At 66.5% G+C, this 20,588-nt stretch carries 18 protein-coding genes; 7 read left to right on the top strand and 11 right to left on the bottom strand.

The features are described 5' to 3' along the window. Positions 1 to 23 precede the first annotated feature (23 nt). Positions 24 to 1,133, bottom strand: coding sequence for a lipase family protein (locus ACFWVD_RS05920; RefSeq protein WP_379240807.1), 1,110 nt, complete (start codon positions 1,131 to 1,133; stop codon positions 24 to 26). 210 nt (positions 1,134 to 1,343) lie between these two features. Between ACFWVD_RS05920 and ACFWVD_RS05915 the strand changes: the two genes are divergently transcribed. After that, complete coding sequence (locus tag ACFWVD_RS05915) at positions 1,344 to 2,513, top strand: MFS transporter (RefSeq protein WP_379240806.1); 1,170 nt, start codon at positions 1,344 to 1,346, stop codon at positions 2,511 to 2,513. Positions 2,514 to 2,584: 71 nt separating this feature from the next. Here ACFWVD_RS05915 and ACFWVD_RS05910 read toward each other — a convergent pair whose 3' ends face one another. The 7 genes from ACFWVD_RS05910 to rimP all read right to left on the bottom strand — a co-directional run bounded on the left by ACFWVD_RS05910 (position 2,585) and on the right by rimP (position 9,733). Next, complete coding sequence (locus ACFWVD_RS05910) at positions 2,585 to 3,583, bottom strand: bifunctional oligoribonuclease/PAP phosphatase NrnA (protein ID WP_379240805.1); 999 nt, start codon at positions 3,581 to 3,583, stop codon at positions 2,585 to 2,587. Between the two features lie 104 nt (positions 3,584 to 3,687). Beyond that, positions 3,688 to 4,134 carry a 30S ribosome-binding factor RbfA gene (gene rbfA, locus ACFWVD_RS05905; protein ID WP_379240804.1) on the bottom strand — a complete coding sequence of 149 codons (447 nt, stop codon included), beginning with the start codon at positions 4,132 to 4,134 and terminating at the stop codon, positions 3,688 to 3,690. Positions 4,135 to 4,151: 17 nt separating this feature from the next. Next, complete coding sequence (locus tag ACFWVD_RS05900) at positions 4,152 to 4,445, bottom strand: DUF503 domain-containing protein (RefSeq protein WP_379240986.1); 294 nt, start codon at positions 4,443 to 4,445, stop codon at positions 4,152 to 4,154. Positions 4,446 to 4,539: 94 nt separating this feature from the next. Next, on the bottom strand, positions 4,540 to 7,578 hold the full coding sequence (gene infB / locus ACFWVD_RS05895; RefSeq protein ID WP_379240803.1) for a translation initiation factor IF-2: 3,039 nt from the start codon (positions 7,576 to 7,578) through the stop codon (positions 4,540 to 4,542). Between the two features lie 108 nt (positions 7,579 to 7,686). Beyond that, positions 7,687 to 7,998 (bottom strand): YlxR family protein, encoded by a 312-nt coding sequence (locus tag ACFWVD_RS05890; protein WP_379240802.1) that lies wholly within the window; start codon positions 7,996 to 7,998, stop codon positions 7,687 to 7,689. Positions 7,999 to 8,069: 71 nt separating this feature from the next. Then, positions 8,070 to 9,098: a transcription termination factor NusA gene (nusA, locus tag ACFWVD_RS05885; protein WP_379240801.1), complete on the bottom strand. Its 1,029-nt coding sequence runs from the start codon at positions 9,096 to 9,098 to the stop codon at positions 8,070 to 8,072. Next, positions 9,095 to 9,733: a ribosome maturation factor RimP gene (rimP, locus tag ACFWVD_RS05880; protein ID WP_379240800.1), complete on the bottom strand. Its 639-nt coding sequence runs from the start codon at positions 9,731 to 9,733 to the stop codon at positions 9,095 to 9,097. Before rimP ends, nusA begins: the two co-directional genes overlap by 4 nt. Before the next feature lie 230 nt (positions 9,734 to 9,963). Between rimP and ACFWVD_RS05875 the strand changes: the two genes are divergently transcribed. Together ACFWVD_RS05875 and ACFWVD_RS05870 are read left to right on the top strand one after the other, a co-directional pair. After that, positions 9,964 to 10,809 carry a hypothetical protein gene (locus ACFWVD_RS05875; RefSeq protein ID WP_379240799.1) on the top strand — a complete coding sequence of 282 codons (846 nt, stop codon included), beginning with the start codon at positions 9,964 to 9,966 and terminating at the stop codon, positions 10,807 to 10,809. Further along, the gene (locus ACFWVD_RS05870) at positions 10,806 to 11,237 is read left to right on the top strand and encodes a ferritin-like domain-containing protein (protein WP_379240797.1); all 432 of its coding nucleotides are present in this window, start codon (positions 10,806 to 10,808) and stop codon (positions 11,235 to 11,237) included. The genes ACFWVD_RS05875 and ACFWVD_RS05870 overlap by 4 nt, the downstream gene beginning before the upstream one ends. Before the next feature lie 197 nt (positions 11,238 to 11,434). Here ACFWVD_RS05870 and ACFWVD_RS05865 read toward each other — a convergent pair whose 3' ends face one another. From ACFWVD_RS05865 to ACFWVD_RS05855, 3 genes are all read right to left on the bottom strand, one after another. After that, a complete protein-coding gene (locus ACFWVD_RS05865) occupies positions 11,435 to 13,186 on the bottom strand; it encodes an acyl-CoA dehydrogenase family protein (RefSeq protein WP_379240796.1) in 1,752 nt (583 codons plus the stop codon). A 142-nt stretch (positions 13,187 to 13,328) separates the two neighbouring features. Continuing rightward, positions 13,329 to 14,984 carry a hypothetical protein gene (locus ACFWVD_RS05860; RefSeq protein ID WP_379240795.1) on the bottom strand — a complete coding sequence of 552 codons (1,656 nt, stop codon included), beginning with the start codon at positions 14,982 to 14,984 and terminating at the stop codon, positions 13,329 to 13,331. Positions 14,985 to 15,563: 579 nt separating this feature from the next. After that, a complete protein-coding gene (locus ACFWVD_RS05855; protein ID WP_379240794.1) occupies positions 15,564 to 17,312 on the bottom strand; it encodes a proline--tRNA ligase in 1,749 nt (582 codons plus the stop codon). 258 nt (positions 17,313 to 17,570) lie between these two features. Between ACFWVD_RS05855 and ehuB the strand changes: the two genes are divergently transcribed. From ehuB to ehuA, 4 genes are read left to right on the top strand one after another with little or no spacing between them, the layout of a single operon-like run. Beyond that, positions 17,571 to 18,458: an ectoine/hydroxyectoine ABC transporter substrate-binding protein EhuB gene (gene ehuB, locus ACFWVD_RS05850; protein WP_379240793.1), complete on the top strand. Its 888-nt coding sequence runs from the start codon at positions 17,571 to 17,573 to the stop codon at positions 18,456 to 18,458. A 7-nt stretch (positions 18,459 to 18,465) separates the two neighbouring features. After that, entirely contained in the window at positions 18,466 to 19,173 is a 708-nt protein-coding gene (gene ehuC / locus ACFWVD_RS05845) for an ectoine/hydroxyectoine ABC transporter permease subunit EhuC (protein WP_379240792.1), read from the top strand. Next, positions 19,170 to 19,817 (top strand): ectoine/hydroxyectoine ABC transporter permease subunit EhuD, encoded by a 648-nt coding sequence (gene ehuD, locus ACFWVD_RS05840; RefSeq protein WP_379240791.1) that lies wholly within the window; start codon positions 19,170 to 19,172, stop codon positions 19,815 to 19,817. Before ehuC ends, ehuD begins: the two co-directional genes overlap by 4 nt. 7 nt (positions 19,818 to 19,824) lie before the next feature. Next, positions 19,825 to 20,580, top strand: coding sequence for an ectoine/hydroxyectoine ABC transporter ATP-binding protein EhuA (gene ehuA / locus ACFWVD_RS05835; RefSeq protein WP_379240985.1), 756 nt, complete (start codon positions 19,825 to 19,827; stop codon positions 20,578 to 20,580). Positions 20,581 to 20,588 lie beyond the last annotated feature (8 nt).

Below are 20,588 nucleotides of genomic sequence, written 5' to 3'. Positions count from 1 at the left end.
GACCGGCCACGCTGCGCCCCAGGTCAGGGCCGGGCGAACAGGTTTCCGACGAACTCCAGCACACTGTCGCGCGAGACCACTTCGATCTCGCTGTGACCCACCGTGTGCACGTCGAACTCGTAATCGGTTCCCGCCGCCTGCAATTGGGCCAGGTAGGCCAACGTCATGGGCAGCGGCACCACCATGTCCGTGGCCCCGTGCGTGATCAACAAGGGTTGTTCGAAGCGAGTCGGCGCGGCCATGTACGCGCGCAGAGCCTCGCCGATCTCGGAAACGGGCGCGGCGAGCATCGTGCCGAAAGTGGTACCAGCGGCGACTCGGTCGAAATCCTCGACGCAACTGGACGCGATGGCATCGACAAGTGCGCGGCCCGTGGGCGTGAGAATCCTGTTCACGTCGATATCAGAACGGGTGAGCCTGAGCCCGGCCAACATCCCCGCGAACGGGCCGATCAGCTTGTCCTCCATCGGGAAATTCGTGGTCGCGGGGCTGATCTGCGCGAACACAGTTTCGAAGTTGGACTCCGGTGCCATGGCAGCGGTTCCGCGAAAATCCAGCTCCGGCGCGTACTGCGGCGCGATGCTGCCGGTGGCCAGGGCCGCGTGTCCACCCTGCGATGCCCCGACCACAGCCCAGGTCGTCGACAGTGCGGGCTCGGCGGCGCGGGCCGCGCGGACCAGATCGATGGTCGAGGTCGCCTCGGTGCGCGTGTGTAGATAGGGGTGCGGGAACGTCGAGTTCGGTGACAGACCCAGGTAATCCGGCGCGACAACGGCCCATCCTCGATCGAGAAACGCCTGCATGATGGCCTGTTCCTGGACACCGCGGGACGTGGTGATGCCGCAATGCCCGGCCAAACCCATGGTCGGGTGATCCCAGGCAACCACCCGATAGCCATCGGCAGGAGCGGGCGAGTCGGGCAGCAACAGCAACCCCGAAGCCGAAACCGTCTCGCCGACAGGACCTTCCGTGCGGTACTCGAGAATCGATGCACGATTCCACGTACCCCACCCTGGTTCCTGCACCGTGCGCCCGAGCAGCTGCCCGGTCGAGTCCGGCGCGGCCTGCGCGACCGACCCACCGAGCGTGACCAGCAACGCCGTCAACGCCAACCCGGCCCACCTCGACACCACATCGCCTCCACACGTCAGCCCAACAGCCAGGCTCTGACCCTAACCAACCGAAGCCAGTCGCACAGGGCCGAACGAATACGCCCGCAGCCTCGATACGACGAAGTCCCGCGAAATGTGGACGGCAGCCCCCCAACCGGTGATACTGGTCACCTGCCCAGCTCGGGCAGTACCCCGCGAACCGAGTTCGCCCGAAAAGACTCAGGACCACCCATGGCGTTTGTGCAGCGATGGCGGGTGATCACGGCATTCGCCCTGGTCGGCGCGGCGACCCAACTCGTATGGCTCACCTACGCGCCGGTGACCACCGTGGCCGCGGAGCACTTCGGCGTCTCCGAGTCGGCGATCGGGTGGCTGGCGAACATGTTCCCGCTGCTCTACGTCGTGCTGGCCATCCCCGCCGGGATCATGCTGGACCGCTGGTTCCGGCCGAGCCTGATCGCCGGTGCCGCCCTCACCGCGATCGGCGCCGCGTTGCGCCTGGTCGACGACGGATTCGTGATGGTGCTGGTCGGCCAAACCGTCGTCGCGATCGCCCAACCCCTGGTGCTCAACGCGATCACCGGCATCGCCGGTCACTACCTCGACGAGAAGGACCGCCCCACCGGCATCGCGATCGGCACCGCGAGCACCTTCGCAGGCATGACGGCCGCGTTCCTGCTCGGCGCCGCCCTGCCCGCGGAAAGCCAGCTCACCACGCTGGCCGCGGTCGGCACGATCTTCGCCGCCGTCGCCGCGATCGCACTGACCGTCGAATTGATGCGCGCGGGCACCGGACCCGCCGCGAGCACCTCGACCTCGCTCGCGGCCGTGCGAGCCACCATCGGCGACTCCTACGTGCGGCGACTGTGCCTGACCGTGTTCTTCCCCTTCGGCACCTTCGTGGCCCTGGCGACCTACGGCCAAGCCCTGCTGGAACCCGCCGGCGTCAGCGCGGACTCGGCCAGCATCGTGCTGCTGGTGAATGTCCTGGCGGGCGTGGTCGGGTGCGCGGTGATCCCGGTCGCGGTGCTGCGTCGCGGTATCGAGCTGCCCGCCGTCATGGTCGGCCTCACCGCCAGCGCCGCCGCCTGCCTGCTGGTTGCCGTCGCCCCCAACCTGGCCACCGGCTTCCTGGCCTTCGTCCTGATCGGCCTGACCCTGCTGCCCGCCCTGCCGATCGTGCTGGCCATGGCCGAACGCCACACCGGCACCGCCGAAGGCACTGCGGCAGGCCTGATCTGGATGACCGGCAACCTCGGCGGCCTGGTCGTGGCGGGCCTCACCGGCCTGCTGGTGGACACCCCGGCCTGGGCTTTCGTGCTCTGCGCCACCACCACGATCCTGGGCGTACCCCTCGCCCTTCGGTTGCGCACCAACGCGACCACGCTGAGCGCCCACTAATCGCGAAAACAGTCGAATTCTCGACCGTTGAGCTAAGTTTTGTCCGCTCAGCGTGGTTTCCACCCCGCGAATCAGCCCAACGCAGTAACCAACGCGCGCACAACGCCATCCGGGTCGCCATAAGTGGTGTACCCGGCGGCGAACCGATGACCGCCACCGCCGAATCCACTGGCCACTGCGGCGACGTCGACGCCATCGGTCAGGCCGGGCGCGGAGTCGCGGGAACGCAGGGAGACGGTCCAGCGGTCGTTCTGGCCGCGAGCTTCCTTGAAGACGGCGGCGATCCCCGCCTCGGAAGTCGTGCGGATGACGTCGATGACGCTTTCGACTTCTTCGGGCCCCACGTCATGGGTGTCGGCGGCACGAACCAGCGCGTAGACCAGGCCCACGCCCGCGGCCTGCGGCACGACCACAGCGGAGGACAGCACCTTCGACAGCATCGGCAGCCAGGCATAGGGGTGGGTGTCGAGCAGGACACGGGTGATCTCGGTGCCGTCGATGCCCGTCGCCAGGAGACGCTCGGCCATGGCGTGACTGCCGGGGCGTGCCCAGCGGAACGAGCCGGTGTCGGTGACCAGTCCCGCGAACAGGCAGTGTGCGATGGCGGCGTCGATCGGCACACCCCACGCGTCGAGCAGGCGGGTGACCAGTTCGGTGGTCGAGGCCGCGGTTTCGTCGATCAGGTCGACGGTGCCGAAGCCGTCGTTGGCGCGGTGATGATCGATCACCAATGTCGTTGTCGCGCCGGGCAATCGGTCGGCGAGCGCACCGAGACGGCTGCGCGCACCGCAGTCGACGACGATCAGCAGATCGACCTCGTCGGGCACCTGCGCGGGCGGCAAGACGAGCTCCACGCCCGGCAGCGTGCGCAACGACGCGGGCAGCTCTGCGGGCTCGGCGAAGGACACGCACACCGGTACGTCGCGCCGATGCAGGGCCAAGGCCAGCGCCAGCCCGCTGCCGACGGTGTCGGCGTCGGGCTGCACGTGGCACAGGATGGTCACCGAACGCGCCGCCGCCAGTGCGGCGACGGCGGCGTCCAGTTCGGTCCCGTCGCGGACGCTGGTCATCCGGCGTCCACCGGTCCTGCGCCCGACAGGGCGGTGCCCGCGGGGCGCGCTTGCGCACCCCGCGTGGTCACTCGAGCTACCGGGCGCTGACCGGACATGCCTGCCTACTCGTCCTCGTCGTCGCGATCGACCTTGTACGGGTCCGCGTCGCCCGCGTGCTTGGCGTTGGCGGCGACCTTGGCCACCTCGTCGTCGATGGCGCGAGCCCGAGCCAGCAGCTCTTCCATCTCCCGCGCCACCTCGGGCACCTTGTCCAGGGTGAACGACAGGATCGGCGTGAATTTCACGCCGGTGCCCGCGCCCACCTTGGACCGCAACACGCCCTTGGCCGCGTCCAGCCCCGCGGCGGCCTCGGGGTAGTCGGGTTCGGCGTCGATGGTTTCACCCATCACCGTGTAATAGACATTCGCCTCGCGCAGATCGCCGCTCACCTTGCAATCGGTGACGGTGACGAACCGCAGTCGCGGATCCTTGATCTCGTATTCGATCGCGGTCGCCACGATCGCGGAAATCCGCTTGGCGAGTCGGCGTGCCCTGGCTTGATCCACCATGGGAATCCTCCTCTAACTCAGTCTTCGGGCCCGAAGACGCGGCGGCGTACTGCCAGCAACTCTATCTCCGGACGCGCGGCAACGTGCCGCTCACACTTGTCGAGCACCTCGTTCAGGTGTCCCGTCTCCGCACTGACCATGGCCACCCCGAGCAATGCCCGGCGGTGTAGGTCCTGATCTCCGGCTTCCGCGGCATTCACGCCGAAGCGTTTTTGCAGCTCAGACAGGATCGGCCGGATCACCGACCGCTTCTCTTTGAGCGAATGCACGTCACCGAGCAACAGATCGAATTCGAGCGCACCAATGAACAGCGGTGCTCACCTCCTGTGTGTGTTGTGGGGGTTGTACGCCCGCACGCCGCACCCGAGAATTCGGATGCGGCGTGCGAAGCGGTGTTGCGTTTTATCAGTCGCGCGGCTTTTCACGAAGCTCGTAAGCCTCGATGATGTCGCCGTCCTTGATGTCGCTGTAGGTGACGGTCAGACCGCACTCGAAACCTTCGCGCACCTCGGTGGCGTCGTCCTTCTCCCGCTTGAGCGAGGAGATGGTCATCGTCTCGGCGATCACTCGACCGTCGCGGATCAGGCGCGCCTTGGCGTTGCGCTTGACCGAACCCGACAGCACCATGCAACCGGCGATGTTGCCGATCTTGGACGAGCGGAAGATCGCACGGATCTCCGCGCGGCCCAGCTCGACCTCTTCGTAGATCGGCTTGAGCATGCCCTTGAGGGCCTTTTCGATCTCGTCGATCGCCTGGTAGATGACCGAGTAGTACCGGATATCCACGCCTTCGCGGTTGGCCAGCTCAGTGGCCTTGCCCTCCGCGCGGACGTTGAAGCCGATGATGATCGCGTTGGAGGCCGACGCCAGGTTGACGTTGGTCTCGGTGACGCCACCGACACCGCGGTCGATGACGCGCAGACGCACCTCGTCGTCGATCTCGATACCGAGCAGCGCCTCTTCGAGGGCCTCGACGGTACCGGAGTTGTCGCCCTTGAGGATCAGGTTGAGCTCCGAAGTCTCCTTCAGTGCGGCATCCAGATCTTCCAGGCTGATCCGCTTGCGGCTGCGAGCGGCCAGTGCGTTGCGCTTACGCGCATTGCGGCGATCGGCGATCTGACGGGCGATGCGGTCTTCCTCGACCACGATCAGGTTGTCACCAGCGCCGGGGACGCTGGTGAAACCGATGACCTGGACCGGACGCGACGGGGTCGCCGCGTGGACGTCCGCGCCGTGCTCGTCGACCATGCGACGGACGCGACCGTAAGCGTCGCCCGCCACGATCGAGTCACCGACGCGCAGGGTGCCGCGCTGGATGAGCACGGTGGCAACGGGGCCACGGCCGCGGTCGAGGTGCGCCTCGATGGCGACACCCTGGGCGTCCATGTCCGGGTTGGCCCGCAGGTCGAGCGAGGCATCCGCGGTCAGCAGCACTGCTTCGAGCAGCTGATCGATGTTGGTGCCCTGCTTGGCCGAGATGTTGACGAACATGGTGTCGCCGCCATATTCCTCGGTGACCAGGCCGTACTCGGTGAGCTGCTGCTTGATCTTGTCCGGGTTCGCACCCTCTTTGTCGATCTTGTTGATCGCGACAACGATCGGCACATCAGCGGCCTGTGCGTGGTTGATCGCTTCCACCGTCTGCGGCATGACGCCGTCGTCGGCCGCGACCACGAGGATCGCGATATCGGTGGCCTTCGCACCACGCGCACGCATGGCGGTGAACGCCTCGTGACCCGGGGTGTCGATGAAGGTGATCAGACGCTCTTCGTCGTTGAGGTTGGTGAGCACCTGGTAGGCACCGATGTGCTGGGTGATGCCACCGGCCTCGCCCTCAGCGACGTTGGCCTTACGGATCGTGTCCAGCAGTCGGGTCTTACCGTGGTCGACGTGACCCATGACGGTCACGACCGGCGGACGGTGCTCGAGATCGTCTTCGCCGCCGGCGTCTTCGCCGTAGGTGAGGTCGAACGACTGCAGCAGTTCGCGATCTTCGTCCTCGGGGCTGACCACGTGCACGACGTAGTTCATCTCGCCGCCGAGCAGCTCGAGGGTCTCGTCGTTCACCGACTGAGTGGCGGTGACCATCTCGCCGAGGTTGAACAGGGCCTGCACGAGAGCTGCGGGGTTCGCGTCGATCTTCTCGGCGAAGTCCGACAGCGAGGCGCCACGGGCGAGGCGGATGACCTCACCGTTGCCACGGGGCAGACGCACGCCGCCGACGGCGGGAGCTTGCATGTTCTCGTACTCGGCGCGCTTCGCCCGCTTCGACTTACGACCACGACGGACAGCACCGCCGGGACGACCGAACGCACCGGCTGCGCCACCACGGCCACCGGGACCACCGGGACGACCGCCGCCGCCACCGGGACGACCACGGAAACCACCGGCCGCGGGAGCACCGGCACCGGGAGCACCGGGGGCACCGCCACCGCCGCCACGGTAACCGCCACCGCCTGCGCCACCACCGGGACGGCCTGCGCCGCCACCGCCGGGAGCGCCACCGGGACGACCGCCGCCACCGGGACGACCCGCGCCGCCACCGGGGGCGGGACGTGCCGAACGGGCGGGCATGGCACCGGGGTTCGGACGCGGAGGCATCGAACCCGGGTTGGGACGGGGACCACCGGGACGCGGGGCACCGCCCTGCGCGGCGGCCGGGCGCTGGCCCTGACCACCCTGCGGGCGGGGACCGCCCTGACCGGGAGCCGGGCGAGGACCGCCCTGACCGGGTGCGGGACGGGGACCGCCCTGACCCGGAGTCGGGCGAGTGCCGCCCTGACCCTGGCCCTGACCGGCCGGACGCGGCGCGGGACGCTCACGATCGGGGGCCGAGCTGAACGGGTTGTTACCCACGCGCGGAGCCTTGGGGCCCGGCTTGGGGCCGGGACCGGCAGGACGCGGGCCGGGAGCGGCCGGTGCTGCCTGACCCGGACGGGTCTGTGCCGCGGGAGCCTGCTGAGCCGGACGCGGCGCGGCCGGAGCCGGACGCGGGCCGGGTGCGGGGGTACCTGCGGGCTTGGTGGCCGGAGCCTGCTCGGCGGCCGCAGCGGTGCTCGCGGGTGCCGGGGTAGCGGGCTTGGCTTCGACCGGAGCGGCCTCGACCTTCGGCGCGACCGGCGCGGCAGGAGCTGCCGGGGCGGGCGCGGCCGGAGCCGGACGCGGACCGGGGCGCGGGCCACCGGGGGTGGGCTTGGCGCCGGCCGGACGGGCCGGTGCTGCTGCTGCGGGGGTCGACGGGCCCGGACGGGCCGCCGACTTCGCATCGGCCGCGGGGGCGGCCTTGGATGCGACAGATTCGCGCAGACGACGTGCGACGGGTGCTTCCACCGTCGAGGACGCCGACTTCACGAACTCGCCTTGCTCCTTGAGCTTCGCGAGTAGTTCCTTGCTTGTGACACCGAGTTCCTTAGCCAACTCGTGCACGCGGGCCTTGCCTGCCACTGCTCTCCTCACTGAGAGGCCGAGCAGTGACGCCGCCTAGGTAAGGCGGGCCCGCACGACCTCGGGTTATCTCCGACGGACGTTCATCGTTGGTGCTTCACGTTGTGCTCATGAGTGCTCGTGCCTGTTCTCGAGGTACTGCTCCAGGGCTGAGATATCCAGATTTCCGGACACTCGTAAGGCTCTGCCGAATGCTCGGCGCCGCTCTGCGGAACGCAAACAAGCTGAAACGGGGTGCAACCAGGCACCCCGTCCGGGAAGTCTGCGCCGCGGATCGGGAACAATCGCGACATCGGAATTCCGATGCTGCGCCACGATCCGCAACAGGTCGGCAGATGGCTCACGCTGACGGCATCCGATACAGGTGCGAACGGATTGCGCGGGCCGGTCCTGTACCCACTCTACCGGTGACCCGGTCATAACGACGAACCCTCCCCTGTCGGAAGTTACGAACATGAAATCCGCGGGCCGGGATTCGACGCGTGTTCGGATCAGCCGCGCTGCGCTTCGGGCCGGACCGAGTCGTCCGGTTCCGGGGCGGCATCGCTGCGGATATCGATGCGCCAGCCCGTCAGACGGGCAGCCAGGCGGGCGTTCTGCCCCTCCTTGCCGATCGCCAGCGACAGCTGGAAGTCCGGCACGACCACGCGCGCGGCCCTGGCCTCCGGATCCACGACGGTGACCGATACCACCTTCGACGGCGACAGCGCGTTGCCCACGAAGGTCGCGGGATCCTCGTCGTAGTCGATGATGTCGATCTTCTCGCCGGCCAGTTCGCTCATCACATTGCGCACGCGCTGACCCATCGGACCGATGCACGCACCCTTGGCGTTCACGCCGGGCACCGTGGACTGCACCGCGATCTTGGACCGGTGACCCGACTCGCGTGCCACCGCGACGATCTCCACGGACCCGTCGGCGATCTCGGGCACCTCGAGCGAGAACAGTCGACGCACCAGGTTCGGGTGCGTACGCGAGAGCTGGATCTGCGGGCCACGCTGGCCGCGCGAGACGCCGTAGACGTAGCACTTGATGCGATCGCCGTGCTCGTAGGTCTCGCCGGGTACCTGCTCGGCGGGCGGGATCAGACCCTCGGCGCCGTTGGCCTCGCTGCCGATGCGCACCACCACGATGCCGCGGGCGTTGGCCCTGGCGTCGCGCTGCACCACACCGCCCACGATCTCGCCCTCGTGGGCGGCGAAATCACCGAACGACTTCTCGTTCTCGGCGTCGCGTAGTCGCTGCAGCACCACCTGGCGGGCGGTGGTGGCGGCGATGCGACCGAAACCCTCTGGGGTGTCGTCCCATTCGGTGACCAGGTTGCCGTCGGCGTCGAGTTCGCGCGCCATCACGCGCACCACACCGGTCTTCTGGTTGATGTCGATGCGGGCGTTGGCCTCGTGGCCGTCGGTGTGCCGGTAGGCGGTCAGCAGTGCCGACTCGATCGCCGAGATCACGGTCTCGATCGAGATGCCTTTGTCGGCGACGATCGCGCGCAAGGCTTCGATTTCAATATTCATTCCGCAACCCCTTCGGTGGGAGTGTCACTGTGTTGTCCTGGTGCGGCGAGGTCGGCCGGTTCCGCGCCCGGAACGGGGCGGCCCGGCGCGATGCCGCCCGCGAGTTCGAGTTCGGCGGCACCGGGTGCGTTGAACTCGACCTGCACGACGGCCTCGGCGATGTCGGTGAGCGGCACGTGCACGCGATGCGGCTTGTTCTTGCCGCCGAGCACGAGCGCGATGGTGGGGTTGTCAGCGTCGTCGGCCAGCTGGCCCACGCGCGCGTCGAAACGGGCTTTGTCTTCGACCCGGTCGGCACCGTCGGCCAGCTTCACGCGGACCTTGCGGCCCTGCGCGCGGCGCCAATGCCGTTCGGTGGTCAGCGGGCGATCCACGCCGGGCGTGGTCACTTCCAGCAGATAGGCGGACTCGCCGAAATCGCCTGCGGCATCGAGAAGTTCGGACATATCGCGACTGAGTGCGGCGATGGCGTCCAGGTCGGCGGGGCCGTCGCTGTCGACGGTCACCTTCACCCGAACCGGAGCCAACTCACCATTGCCCGCGGCCACGATCGCAACGCCCTCGAGGTCGAATCCCCGGCGTGCGACGAGCTCAGCGACTAGCTGGCTCACCCTTTCCTCGGTGGGCATCGGCATATGGGCGGCTCCTGGTTCAGTTGTGACGCGATCGGAAATATCTACGCTGAAGGTCTAGCGTAACGCGCTCAGAGAGTGTAAAGGACTAGGCGGCGTGCACCGCGCACCGGTCCGACTCGGCGTGCCCGCCCGTGTCGCGGCGTGCGCGAGACCCCCGCGCGCGATCTGGCACGATGGTGCACGTGCCCCACCGCCATCCCGTCCCGCGCCATGCCGGGCGACCTTCCGGCATGAGCCTCGACCGGCACGATCCCCGCACCTCACGGATCGAACGTGTCACCGGACCGCCGTCGACTCCCACCGCCGCGACCCCCTCGCACATGCCTGTCCATGTTCCGTATCCGCCTGCGGCGCAGCAGCTTTCGTCGGCGGGGCTGGTGCAGGTCGATACCGGATCGATGGATCCCGTGCAAGTCGACACCGGAGCGATGGGCCCCGCACGAATCGACACCGGAGCGTTGGGCCCCGTGCGAGCCGACGCCGGATCGACGAACCCCGCGCGAGTCGACACCGCAACGATGGGCCCCGTGGAGGTCGACGCCGGATCGGCTTGGCCCCGTCGCACAATATTCCGATTCGCCGCAGCGAGCGCGATCGGCATTCCGACTGTCGCCGCACTGGCCGCCTGCGCCGAGGACGATACCGTGCACGCCCCGGATCCCCTTGCCGCACAAGAGGTCCTGGCCCGAGCCGACGCCGCCGCCGCGACCGCCGCGATCGCACTGGCTCCGCAGTCGAACACCACACTGGCCACCATCGCCACCGAACGCACCGCCCACGCCGACGCACTGCGCACCGAAATCGACCGCGTGATCGGCGTGTACGGCGACGGCACCACCCCCGTACGCCGCACCGGCGCGCTGACCGTGCCCGGCCCCGACGGTTCGCCGGTGCCTGCCACACAGGCCGAGACCGCGGCCCAGCAGCCGGTGACCATCACACAGTTGCGTGACCAGCTGGTCCGCTCCCAACAGTCCGCCGCCACGCTGGCTGCCACCGAATCCGGTTACCGCGCAGGCCTTCTCGCGTCGATCAGTGCGGCCTGCGCCACCCAGGCAGGAGTCCTGCTGACATGACCGAACAACGCACGGCCCTACAGAACGCCCTGGACGCCGAGTACGCCGCCGTCTACTCCTACGGCGTGATCGCCGCCTACGCCAACACCGACCGCTCCCGCCTGGTCGCGGAGTTCACCGCCGCGCATCGAGCCCGCCGCGACGCCACGATCGAACTCCTGGAAGCGGACGGCACCGCCCCCGAAGCACCCGCCGCCGCGTACGACCCTCCCGCACCCGTCGACGACCCGATCCCGGCGGCCCACCTGGCGGTGAGCGTCGAAACCGACTGTGCCGCAGCGTGGTACGCGGTCGTCGAGAACGCGACCGACAAGTCGGTGCGCGCCACCGCGACCGAAGCGCTCACCGAGGCCGCCATCCGCCGGGCCCGCTGGCAGTCGATCCTGGGTACCAGCCCGTGGACCGTCGCCTTCCCCGGTCAGGCGTAACCCCCGACCTTCGGCACATCCGGCGTAATCGTCCAAAACACCGTCCTCGAGTCCGAATTCCGACTCCGAACGTGCCGTTTTGGACGATTACGCCGGGGCATCCGGCGTAATCACACACACCGCCGTCGCCCATTCAGAAACCTGACTGGAACGAGGCGTTGTGTGTGATTACGGCGGTCAGCCGATCGATGGCTGCACTACGGCCGCATCGCGTACGCGCCGTCGTACGCCTGGACCTGCTGCCACACCCGATCGAAACGCTCCTTGTCCGCAACCGGGCTGCGCAGTGCGCCGATCGCCCAGTCACGCTGCGCTTCGGTGACCGACGGCTTGCCCAGCAGCGCCGAGGCCTGGGTGTTGAAGTCACGGATCTGGAAGTCGAAGATCTGGTCGACGACATCGCGGTCGAGGCCGGTGAGCTGCGCCTGTTCGAGGATCAGCTGCCCGTAGACCACCGTGGAGAACAGGTGGCCGATGGTCAGCATGAAGTCCAGGTCCTTCTGCTGGTCCGCATCCGGTGCCGCGGTGAGCAGCAGCGTCTGCAGCGCCTTGGCCTGCTCGTAGAACCGGGCGACGTTGGGCACGTCGGCTGCCTGCTCGTACGGCGGGGTCCAGTCCGCGAACTGCACCTTGCCCGCGCCTCGCGCCGGTCCCTGCGCCCAGAAGAACGCCTCGTCACCGGCGTCGAGGTTGGTGCCGATGACCGGGTATTCCTTGGGGTTGAACAGGTAGTTGGGCATGAACTTCAGGATCTGGCCCACGTTCACGTGCACGGTGCCCTCGAGGCGCGGCAGGTGGTTGATGTAGCGCGAGGCCTGCGCGAAGTAGGTGGCCTTCTCGAATCCCTTGGCCGCCAACACATCCAGCAGCAGGGTCATGGCGACCTCACCCTCAGAGGTGACCTTGGACTTGGTCATCGGGTTGAACAGCAGGTAGCGGCGGTCCTCGAGGGAGGCGCTGCGGAAGTAGTCCACGGCCCGGTCGCTGAACAGCTTCATCGCGATCAGGCGGGCGTAGGCGTCGACGAAGTTGCCGCGCACATGCCCGAAGTCGGTGACCGGGTTGCCGTAGAGGATGCGGTTGTTGGCGTGGGTGATGGCCTCGAAGAACGAGTGCTCGACCATGCCGATGCTGCCGTGGCAGAGGTTGAACTTGCCCACGTTCACGGTGTTCAGCGCGGCCGAAAAGCCTTCCGGCCCTTCATGAAGCACGTCGGCGGCGGTGACCGGGTAGTTTTCCAGCCGGAAGTGGCTGACGTACATCTGGCCGTGAATCACACTCTCGACCAGGTGGTAGTCGTCGTGCCGACTGTCCGCGGCGAACCAGATGTAGCCCTCGGGCCCTTCGACATCGCCGCGCCGGGAGAACACCGACACCATCGAGGCCACGTTGCCGTTGCCGATGTAGTACTTCTCACCGTTGGCGCGAAACAGAATTCCCGCTTCGGCGTCAGCACTACCCGGTTCGCTCGGGGTGAGAATCAGATCGGTGTTGTAGATGTCGGCGCCATGATCGCGCTCGGACAGCGCGAACGCCATCACCTGCCCGTCATCGAGATCAGCCGCAGCCTTGCGCTTGGCGATCTCGTTGTCGCTCTGCCAGATCGGGCCCAGACCCAGAATCGTGACCTGCTCCGCGTACCAGTACGCAAGGCCATAGAACCCGAAGATCTCCGACAGCGCCGCGTTACGCGCCGCGTCCCAGCGCTTGTTCGGATCACCGTCGGCGTAGGCAGCCGGAGTGAGGAAGGTAGCGAACAGCTTCTCCTTGCCCACGAACTCCAGGAACTCCGAGGTCCACACCGCGTCGCGATCCTCGACCAGCAACTGCGCCTTGCCCTTGGACTCGAACCACTCGATGGTGGCCCGCAACAGCCGTCGAGTCTCCGCGTCGAAGTGCTGCGGGTCGTAGGTAGCAGGGTTGAACAACAGGCTGGGCGAACTCGTCATGCCCGCTAACTTATCAGCGCCCCGCCACACGCCAACGCGCCTAACTGCAGGTTTCCCTTACGTAGGCGTAAGTCACTGCCCAGAATCGGGTACGGATTTCGAACTGTCAGGACAGGTTCGGGACCGCCGTCCCACCTCGACTCTAGCTGTGAGTCGCGCTGAGATGCGCCTGACGAATTAGATAATCCTGAATCTCCCGGTGCCGGAATTGATAGCCGATACCGGCAGTACGAAGCAGGCCGCAATCATGACCCCAGTCAAGAAAGCGGACGAGGCGCCACGGCAGTGGGTTACGCGACCAGCGCCGCGTACTGAGCAGCATTGCGAGGTAATAGATCGATGTCGGGGCAATCGTCCACCCGATGACGATCCCAAGCGCGGGACCTACAAGTAACCCGAAATCGTCGGGGACGTCCGGCGGTGGGGGCGCAACCCTGACAAGCACCGCCATGAGCGCACCCGACACTCCAGAAAACAAGACGCCGAACCGAACGTCAGCAGCGACCACCTCGCGTGGGTGCCGCGCGGCGACTGAGGCGTCGTCTCGGGTAAGTGCGGCTACTGCGAACGCAGCACCACATGCCGGTACAGCCCCCCATGCCCAGCTGGCCACCACGCGATCCGACAGAGCAATCATTGCAAATCCCAGCGCGATGACGCCTGCCCAGAGCAACAGTGCCGCCGTTATGGCTCGGCGAAGCTGTTTCCTCCCGCCTACCTTATGGGTGAAAGTCCAGACGAATCGGTGCGGCTCCACCTCGTTCAATAGCACGAATAGCATCGATGTCGCCAACACAGCACTACCAAAACCACCGACTGTCGCAACGTACGCAGCGGATAGCCGCGGATCGGCCCGAACCAGTTCGCCACACAACGCGGTTGACAGCAGAACCCACGCAATCAACATGGTGACAGCTCGAACACGACGCACACCCGCCAGCGGCCACAACCGATGAGGCACAACATCAGTCCCAGAAACGGTCACACCGCCGACTGTCGTGCCCCCTAAGTTGCTCAGGTACTCGCACGCCAACGTGGTCAGCCAGCGCTCCACTTGCGCCGGTGCGTAGCTACAGGTTTTCGAATCGATAACCGCAGCAGGTATCAGAAGGGCCAACAGATGATCCCGAACGGCATCGGAACCGCCCGTAGCCACGCTGACCACGTCGACAGGTTCCCGTGAAAAGTTGCCGTCGGGGTCGCGCCACTCGTAGATCCGACGCACCAACGACAGCCGCCACGGTGTGCTCAATGCAGTCGCCAAGGCACCATTCGGTTCGAATGCCAGCTTCGAGAGCACCGGCTGCCAACGTTCGACATCAACAACCTCGGATTTCAGGTAGAGCTGCGCTTTCGCTGGCGACACCGGTTCGATCTCGATTGTCGCGGAGTCGTGAACCCACACTCGAGCCGCGATCAACGCTTCGAGCTGCGTGGTCCGGCAAGTGACAATTATCGGAGCTCGGCGGTTGAGATCCTGGAAGCTGTTGAGGGCTGCAACCAACTTGGCGGACCTCGAGCCGTATCCCAGTACACCGGAGTCCATCTCGTCAAGTCCATCGACGACAGGTATGACCAAGTTGGCATGGACTACGGATTCGGCCGAGGCCGGACTCATCCGATAGACGGCGACCAGGTGCTGAACCAGCCACACTCCGATCGAATCTCCCGTCTTCCAGGTGGGAGCACTGATACGGACTGGAACTGGATCCCCAGGAGCGCGGGCATTCAGAAGGCCGAGCACGAGCTCCAACGCCAGTACCGTTTTCCCTGCGCCTCCGGCTCCGGCGATGACCACCCGTCGTGGCTGAAGATCGCTGTAATAGCGAACAACCTCCGACAGAGCCCCTTCCGATCCCGAGCCACTCGCGTTATGGGAAGGAACCGCTCGAAATCGAAAACTTATGTCGAGCCGCCCACTGCTACCCACCAGGTCGGAACGAGCAGTGCCCTCTACTGCAGCTATCGAGGGTGCAAGCCGATCAACAACACCATGGGCATCCGTGTCGTTCCACCGTTGTGCCAGCTGATCGGATCGCTGAGATCGCCATCCCAGCGCGACAGCGAACAAAAACCCCAACACCGCAACGACAAGGGCTCCGGGGTCAACACCTCCGAGCTCGACTCCGCCTAACGACCACACCCCAGCACAAGCGACACCCACCAGCGCCGCTGCGCCGAAAACCGCAGCAGGCACGGACACCGGTCCCCTACGCCGTCGCATCTACGCCCCTCGCTCGATGACACCCCGAACCTGCCACAACCCCACCCATCGAAGCGCTGCCCGGCACCAACAGAGCCCCGGACACGGAGGTGCGCTTCACGAGAATGGAACCTCCGTGTCACCGCGGCTGGTCGGAATTGTCGGGAAGGAGCCTCAGCCGCGGACCTTCGCGGTCACCGTGCTGACAGCGTCCTCGGCCGGGATCTCCTCGGCTTCGCCGGTGAAGCGGTTGCGCAACTCCACCTTGCCTTCGGCCCAGCCGCGCCCGATCACCAGAATCCATGGCATACCGAGCAATTCGGCGTCCTTGAACTTCACGCCGGGTGAGGCGGTGCGGTCGTCGAACAGCACGTCCAGGCCTTCGGCGTTCAGGCCGGCGACCACGTGTTCGGCGCCGTCGCGGGCGGCGGCGTCCTTGTTCGCGATGACCACGTGCACGTCGTACGGGGCGACCTCGGCGGGCCAGCGCAGGCCCTTGTCGTCGTGCTGCTGTTCGGCGATCACCGCGACCATGCGGGAGACGCCGATGCCGTAGGAGCCCATGGTCAGGCGCACGGGCTTGCCGTTCTCGCCCAGCACGTCGACGTCGAACGCGTCGGTGTACTTGCGGCCGAGCTGGAAGATGTGGCCGATCTCGATGCCGCGCGCTGCCACCAGCACGCCTGCGCCGTCGGGCGAGGGGTCGCCGTCGCGGACTTCGGCGGCCTCGATGGTGCCGTCGGGGGTGAAGTCGCGGCCCGCGACAAGGCCTACCACGTGCTTGCCCTTGACGTCGGCGCCGGTGATCCACGCGGTGCCGTCGACGACGCGGGGGTCCACGAGGTAGCGAATACCGTTGGCGGCCAGTCCCTTCGGGCCGATGTAGCCCTTCACCAGGAACGGGTTGGCGGCGAAGTCGGCCTCGGTGAGAAGTTCCACCTCGGCGGGTTCGACGGCCGCGCCCAGTCGCTTGTCGTCGACCTCGCGGTCACCGGGGATGCCGATGCCCAGGATCTCGGTCTTGCCGTCGGGGTGGCGCAGTTTCACCATCACGTTCTTCAACGTGTCGGCGGCGGTGACCGGGCGGCCGAGCACGTCCACGGAGTTGGCCCAGTCGACCAGGGTCGCGATGGTCGGGGTGTTCTCGGTGTCGTGGACCACGGCCTCGGGCTGGCCCTCGATCGCGATCGCGGGGGGCGCGGGGGTGACCACGGCTTCGACGTTGGCCGCGTAGCCGGACTCCGCGCAGGCCACGTAGGTGTCTTCGCCGACGGGGCTGACGGCGAGGAATTCCTCGGAGGCGCTGCCGCCCATGGCGCCGGAGGTGGCGGCCACGATCACGTACTCGACACCGAGGCGCGAGAAGATCGACTGGTAGGCCTTGCGGTGGGTGGCGTAGCTGTTGGTCAGGCCGTCGTCGTCGATGTCGAAGGAGTACGAGTCCTTCATGACGAATTCGCGCCCACGCAGGATGCCCGCGCGGGGACGTTCCTCGTCGCGGTACTTGGTCTGGATTTGGTACAGCGTGACCGGCAGGTCCTTGTACGAGTTGTACTCACCCTTCACGGTGAGCGCGAACAGCTCCTCGTGGGTGGGGCCGAGCAGGTAGTCGCCGCCCTTGCGGTCCTTGAGCCGGAACAGGCCGGGGCCGTATTCGGTCCACCGGTTGGTGGTCTCGTAGGGCTCGCGCGGCAGCAGCGCGGGCAGCGAGATCTCCTGGGCGCCGGTGGCGTCCATTTCCTGGCGCACCACCTCTTCGATCTTGCGCAGCGTGCGCAGACCCAGCGGCAGCCACGAGTACACACCCGGGGCGATCCGGCGGACGTAGCCGGCGCGCACGAGCAGTTTGTGGCTCGGCACCTCGGCGTCGGCGGGATCGTCTCGCAGGGTGCGCAGGAACAGGCGGGAGAGGCGGGTGATCACGGATGCACAGGGTAGTCCCTGGTGTGGACGGGGCGACAGCCGATTACCTCTAGCGGGCTCGAGGCGGCCCGAAAACGAGTGCGGAGACAGGTAATCCATATGGGGGTACCCATTTCGAACGCGGTTGAATCATCAAATAACAACCTGATAACGTAACCGCACCTGACAATTATCCGGTGCGTAGATTTCCCTTATAAGTCAATTACATACGTACAACAGAAAATTGGTAGCGCGACGCTACCCTTGCGAGAGGTCACAATGGCTGAGACGAATTCCCTGTCGAAGCGCTGTACAGCAGTGTTCGCCGGTACCGCGCTAGTAGCCGCAGCCCTCGCCGGTTGCACCAAGACCGAGACCGCAGACAGCGGACAGCTGCTGCAGTCGCTGAAGGACAAGGGCACGATCACCGTGGGTTTCGCCGGTGAGGCCCCCTATTCGTTCGAAGACGGCGGCCAGCTCACCGGCGCCACGGTGGCCCTGCACCGGGAGATCTTCGGCAACCTCGGCATCAAGACCGTCGACGGTGTGCAGACCGAGTTCGGTGCGCTGATCCCCGGCCTGCAGGCCAATCGTTTCGATGCCGTGAGTGCCGGAATGTCGATCTTGCCGAAACGCTGTGAACAGGCTTCTTTCAGCGAACCGGAATTCATGTACACCACCGCGTTGATGGTCAAACCAGGCAATCCGATGAAATTGACCGATATGCAGTCGGTGAAGGACAGCGGCGCGAAAATGGCGTCGATGACCGGTGCCATCGAATCCGATTACGCCGACGCACTGGGCATCGAGTCCACTCAGGTGGGCACCCCGCAGGACGGGATGGACGCGGTCACCTCCGGGCGCGCCGACGTGTTCGCGCTCACCGCGATCTCGCTCAACGACCTGAAGAACCGCACCCCGAACGCCGCGGTCGAGGTGACCCCGTCGTTCGTGGCGGTCATCGACGGCAAGCCGCAGGTCGGCGCGGGCGGCACGGTGTTCCGCACCACCGATCCGGACCTGCTGGCCGCGTACAACGCGGAGCTGGCCAAGATCACCGGCGACAAGGACAAGTACCTGTCGATCGTGGGCAAGTTCGGCTTCACCGAGCGTGAGCTGCCCGATCCGAAGTACACGACAGCCAAGCTGTGCAAGGGCGAAATCTGATCCACCCATGAGCAATTTCGATGCGGTGCGCGATGCCCTGCCCGCGCTGTGGCAGGGCATCGTGGTCACGCTGGAGCTGACCATCGGCGGCGCGTTGCTCGCGTTCGTCCTCGCCCTCGCCCTGGGCACCACTGCCCGGGTGCGCAATCTCGCGGCCCGCGGCAGCGCCCGGGTCATGATCGAATTCTTCCGTGGCACTTCACTTCTGGTGCAGATCTTCTGGTTGTTCTATGTGTTGCCGCTGCTGGGTTACAAGCTCGACCCGCTGTTCTGCGGCATCCTGGCGCTGGGCCTGAACTACGGCGCCTACGGTGCGGAGGTGGTGCGTGGCGCGCTCAACGCGGTGCCGCGCGCGCAGTTCGAAGCGGCGGTGGCGTTGAATTTCAGTCCGTGGCAGCGGATGCGACGGGTGCTGTTCCCGCAGGCCTGGGCGCTGATGCTGCCCTCACTGACCAATCTGCTGGTGCATCTGCTCAAAGGCACCGCGGTCGCGTCGTACATCACCCTGCACGACCTCACGTACGAGATCGGTGACCTGCGCAAAGACACCGGCGACACGCTGTTCTCGTTCGGTGTCGGCCTGCTCATCTACTTCGTGCTCGGCTACCTGCTCACCCTCGGTATGAACCTGCTGGAGACCCGCGCCAAGAACAAACTGGGCCGCGGAGCCTCGCTCAAGGACGTTCTCAGCCTGGCACCGGAGGTGGCGTCATGACCGCTGAATGGAGTTGGGAACGCGCCCGCGAGGCGCTGCCGGTGCTGTGGGAGGGCTTCCAGATTACCCTGCTGGCCACGCTGCTGGGCTTCACGCTGGCCGCGGTGCTGGGGTTGGCGATCGCGCTGATCCGCCGCACGGCGCCGACCTGGATCGCCGGGCCCGTCCACGCGTGCAGCGAGTTCATCCGGCTCACTCCCCTGGTCGTGCAGTTGCTGTTCGCCTACACACTGCTCACCCAGTTCTCGGCGCTGCAGATCGGCGTGGTGGTGCTGGGCATCCACTATTCGAGCTACCTGGCCGAGGTGTATCGGGCCGGGATCGAGGCGATGCCGAAGGGGCAGTGGGAGGCGGCGCGCGCGTTGTCGCTGCCGCCCACGCGCACCTGGGGTGCGGTGGTGTTGCCGCAGGCGATCCGGGCCAGCCTGCCGGCCCTCGGCACCAATGCCGTGTCGATGTTCAAGGACACCCCGTTCTTGTTCGCCATCTCGGTCGTCGAATTGGTGACCGCCGCACAGCAATTCGGGGCACGCCACTTCGCGTACCTGGAGTCGATCTCCCTGGCCGGGGTGTTCTTCCTGGTGGCCAGCTACCCGACGTCTGTGCTGATCAGAAGACTGGAGAAGCGACTTGCCTACTACTGACGACGAGATGATCAGATTCGATCAGGTGGTCAAACGCTTCGGCGCGCTCACCGTGCTCGACGAACTGGATTTCAGCGTCCGACGCGGCGAGAAGGTGACGTTGATCGGGCCGTCCGGGTCGGGCAAGACCACCATCTTGCGCCTGCTGATGACACTGGAGACCATCAGCGACGGCGTGATCTGGGTCGACGGCGAACCGCTGACCCACACCCAGCGCGGCGGAAAGCTGGTGCCCGCCAAGGAGAAACACCTGCGCGCGGTGCGCACGAAGATCGGCATGGTGTTCCAACAGTTCAACCTGTTCCCGAACATGACCGTGCTCGAAAACATCACCGAGGCACCAATTCACGTGCTGGGCAAGTCCAAAGATGAAGCGCGCGAACGTGCCCGGCATCTGCTGGACGTAGTCGGGTTGTCCGACAAGGAGAACGCGCACCCCTCGCAACTGTCGGGCGGTCAGCAGCAACGCGTGGCGATCGCGCGCTGCTGCGCGATGGACCCGAAGGTGATGTTGCTGGACGAAGTGACCTCGGCGCTGGACCCGGAACTGGTCGGCGACGTGCTCGACGTGCTGCGCACCATCGCCGAGACCACCGACATCACGATGCTGATCGTGACGCACGAGATGCGGTTCGCGCGCGAGGTGTCGGACCGGGTGCTGATGTTCGATTCCGGGCGGATCATCGAGCAGGGTCCGCCCGAGCAGATCTTCGAAGCGCCCACCAACGAACGGACGCGCAAGTTCTTGGAGGCGGTGCGCTGAACGGGGCG

It is taken from the genome of Nocardia sp. NPDC058666, assembly GCF_042714895.1.
In the GTDB taxonomy this organism is placed as follows: domain Bacteria; phylum Actinomycetota; class Actinomycetes; order Mycobacteriales; family Mycobacteriaceae; genus Nocardia.
Note: the sequence above shows the minus strand (reverse complement) of the source record. Positions and strands in the feature narration are given on the sequence as shown.

What these genes read in the sequence shown, in the direction of transcription:
- ACFWVD_RS05915 (WP_379240806.1), top strand. Translation starts at nt 1,344, where the DNA reads ATGGCGTTTGTGCAGCGATGGCGGGTGATCACGGCATTCGCCCTGGTC.
- ACFWVD_RS05910 (WP_379240805.1), bottom strand. Translation starts at nt 3,583, where the DNA reads ATGACCAGCGTCCGCGACGGGACCGAACTGGACGCCGCCGTCGCCGCA.
- rbfA (WP_379240804.1), bottom strand. Translation starts at nt 4,134, where the DNA reads ATGGTGGATCAAGCCAGGGCACGCCGACTCGCCAAGCGGATTTCCGCG.
- ACFWVD_RS05890 (WP_379240802.1), bottom strand. Translation starts at nt 7,998, where the DNA reads ATGACCGGGTCACCGGTAGAGTGGGTACAGGACCGGCCCGCGCAATCC.
- nusA (WP_379240801.1), bottom strand. Translation starts at nt 9,098, where the DNA reads ATGAATATTGAAATCGAAGCCTTGCGCGCGATCGTCGCCGACAAAGGC.
- rimP (WP_379240800.1), bottom strand. Translation starts at nt 9,733, where the DNA reads ATGCCGATGCCCACCGAGGAAAGGGTGAGCCAGCTAGTCGCTGAGCTC.
- ACFWVD_RS05875 (WP_379240799.1), top strand. Translation starts at nt 9,964, where the DNA reads ATGAGCCTCGACCGGCACGATCCCCGCACCTCACGGATCGAACGTGTC.
- ACFWVD_RS05870 (WP_379240797.1), top strand. Translation starts at nt 10,806, where the DNA reads ATGACCGAACAACGCACGGCCCTACAGAACGCCCTGGACGCCGAGTAC.
- ACFWVD_RS05865 (WP_379240796.1), bottom strand. Translation starts at nt 13,186, where the DNA reads ATGACGAGTTCGCCCAGCCTGTTGTTCAACCCTGCTACCTACGACCCG.
- ehuB (WP_379240793.1), top strand. Translation starts at nt 17,571, where the DNA reads ATGGCTGAGACGAATTCCCTGTCGAAGCGCTGTACAGCAGTGTTCGCC.
- ehuC (WP_379240792.1), top strand. Translation starts at nt 18,466, where the DNA reads ATGAGCAATTTCGATGCGGTGCGCGATGCCCTGCCCGCGCTGTGGCAG.
- ehuD (WP_379240791.1), top strand. Translation starts at nt 19,170, where the DNA reads ATGACCGCTGAATGGAGTTGGGAACGCGCCCGCGAGGCGCTGCCGGTG.
- ehuA (WP_379240985.1), top strand. Translation starts at nt 19,825, where the DNA reads ATGATCAGATTCGATCAGGTGGTCAAACGCTTCGGCGCGCTCACCGTG.